2 protein-coding genes are annotated in these 916 nt (G+C 39.5%); both read right to left on the reverse strand.

Translation table 11 applies throughout. The features are described from left to right. Positions 1-5: 5 nt before the first annotated feature. Positions 6-527 (reverse strand): IS630 family transposase, encoded by a 522-nt coding sequence (locus JMX95_RS13720; protein ID WP_406947496.1) that lies wholly within the window; start codon positions 525-527, stop codon positions 6-8. Further along, positions 499-852 carry an IS630 transposase-related protein gene (locus tag JMX95_RS13725; protein ID WP_045456530.1) on the reverse strand — a complete coding sequence of 118 codons (354 nt, stop codon included), beginning with the start codon at positions 850-852 and terminating at the stop codon, positions 499-501. Before JMX95_RS13725 ends, JMX95_RS13720 begins: the two co-directional genes overlap by 29 nt. Positions 853-916: the final 64 nt, after the last annotated feature.

Raw genomic sequence — 916 nt, forward strand, 5'->3', positions numbered from 1 at the left:
TATAGTCAGTTCACAATAAAATAAATACAGCCCATATCCTGAAATAGCTTAGGCAGATTATTCTCCATCCACCCTTGGCGTAGAAACTTAGCTTGAGCCCATTTCTTTTCAATGGGGTTTAGATCAGGACTGTAGGGTGGCAGCCATAGAATACGATGACCGTGCCTGTTCAGTAGTTTTTGAATACGCTTGCTCTTATGAAAGCGGGCATTATCCATAACGATCACGCATTTAGTCTTGAGACTTGGAATTAGCGTGAACTTGCACCAGTCATAAAATATATGGCTGTTGATATTTTGTTCAAAGTAATCAAGCGCAAACAGCATCTTTTTATACAAAGCACCGATGACATTAGTGCGCTTTTTTGCTTGCCAGTTGAAGCTGTCGATACAGGGTTTGCCTATCGGTGAGTATCCGTAAGGTCTTATAGTTTCAGCCTCAAAGCCGCTTTCATCCATATACACAATGGGATAGCCTTGCTGTGTAAAGCTATCAAGCTTACTCTGATACGACGCTCTTTTTATCAGGCAGGCTTTTGGATGCTCTAAGGTCTTTTTTTTGACTGATACCTAGGCGTTTTAAAGCATTGTGCATGCCGGTCTTACTACAGTTGAATCGCCTAGCTCGCTCATATAAATAGTCATCTGGATGTTGTTCAACGTCTTTTAAGAGTGCTTCATTCGGTATTTTAGTCGGTGGTTTATTCCGGGTTTGTTTGATACTTGAATCTTTGAGCCAGCGCTGTAATGCGGTTTTGCTAATATTATAAAAAGTACAAGCCTGACGGATACTCATGTCTTTGTTTTTGACACTTTTAATCACTTGTGCTCGAAAATCTGCTGAATAGGTCATTTGTTATTCTGCCATTTCGCTTGTTTTAAAACGATTGTATCTTATTTAAAAAGAACTGACTATA

The sequence above is a fragment of the Psychrobacter sp. NC44 genome (assembly GCF_904846655.1).
In the GTDB taxonomy this organism is placed as follows: domain Bacteria; phylum Pseudomonadota; class Gammaproteobacteria; order Pseudomonadales; family Moraxellaceae; genus Psychrobacter.

Bases quoted from the DNA above. Each gene is read 5' to 3' on its own strand.
- JMX95_RS13725 (WP_045456530.1), bottom strand. From the start codon at position 852: ATGACCTATTCAGCAGATTTTCGAGCACAAGTGATTAAAAGTGTCAAA.